This window comes from Shewanella sp. 10N.286.52.A9 (assembly GCF_041468985.1).
In the GTDB taxonomy this organism is placed as follows: domain Bacteria; phylum Pseudomonadota; class Gammaproteobacteria; order Enterobacterales; family Shewanellaceae; genus Shewanella; species Shewanella japonica.
The window spans coordinates 1-1,174 of the sequence record NZ_JBFRJQ010000039.1 but is presented as its reverse complement, the minus strand read 5'-3'; the positions used below and the strand labels follow the sequence as shown (position 1 = coordinate 1,174).

The 1,174-nt window shown below is 43.3% G+C and carries 1 protein-coding gene; it reads left to right on the top strand.

Features of this window, described 5'->3' with window-relative positions:
• Positions 1-41: 41 nt before the first annotated feature.
• Positions 42-1,174 (top strand): IS3 family transposase gene (locus AB4128_RS20265; RefSeq protein WP_372038752.1). Its coding sequence is split into 2 segments (ribosomal slippage), with 1,134 coding nucleotides annotated over them: positions 42-393 and positions 393-1,174; the frame shifts between segments, so codons are not numbered across the junction. This gene is flagged as partial in the annotation.

The following is a 1,174-nucleotide window of genomic DNA, read 5'->3' as shown; positions in this document are numbered from 1 at the left end:
TGTCCCGTCCTGAGATAAGTTGACACTTTGGAGACTTATCTATGAAACCTTCAAGCGCAATCAGCGTTAAACGAACACAGCGTGATTACACATTAGGCTTTAAATTAGCCGTCGTCAGCCAAGTAGAAAAAGGCGAGCTAACCTATAAGCAAGCTCAAGAGCATTACGGTATCCAAGGTCGAAGCACCGTCCTTACATGGTTGAGAAAGCATGGTAGATTAGACTGGACAATCCCTACTGAGCACTCTCCTATGTCTAAAAGTAAAGAAACCCCCGCCCAGAAAATTAAACGATTAGAGAAGCAAGTTTCTAACCTAGAAATGAAAAATATGATTTATGGCGATATGGTTGAACTGTTAAAAAATGAATATGGTATTGATTTAGAAAAAAAGTACTTAGCCGAACGCTCTGGATTGCCAAAGAAAAAGGCACGGTAAAGCTAGCGGCAGCGAGTCGGCAATTCAATTTATCAAGACAAGCGATTTACCAATGGAAGCAACGTGCTGAAACAAGAACCGAAAGGCTTAAACCCGTTGTGTCGATGGTGAAGTATTGGCGCCAGTTTATGCCAAGATTGGGGACACGTAAGCTCTACCAGCTCATCAAGCCACAGTTGGTTGAGCAAGGCATAAAACTCGGTCGGGATGGGCTATTTCAATACTTGAAACAGCGAGATATGTTGGTGAAGCCGAGAAAAAACTACACCAAAACAACGAATAGTCATCACTGGCTTAGAAAGCATCCTAATTTGCTTAAGGATAAGATTGTTGAACGAGTAGAAGAAGTGCTAGTTAGCGACATCACCTACGTGAAATCAGATGAAGGAACACATTACTTATCGCTGGTGACAGACGCATATTCTAGAAAAATAATGGGGTACGAGTTAAGTCATGAGATGAAAGCGAGCGATGTCGTCAAAGCGCTGGATATGACGGTAAAGGGTCGTCAAACAACAGGTCATATCATTCATCACTCAGACAGAGGGATGCAGTATTGCTCAGAGGAATACCAAATGGCATTAGCAGCCAGCGGTATGACGCCATCAATGACGGATGGGTATGACTGCTACCAAAATGCACTGGCTGAGCGTGTGAATGGTATTTTAAAGCATGAATTTTTGCTTTATCGCTGCCGAACGATGGAGGAGCTCAGGGCCTTGGTCAAGGAATCGGTA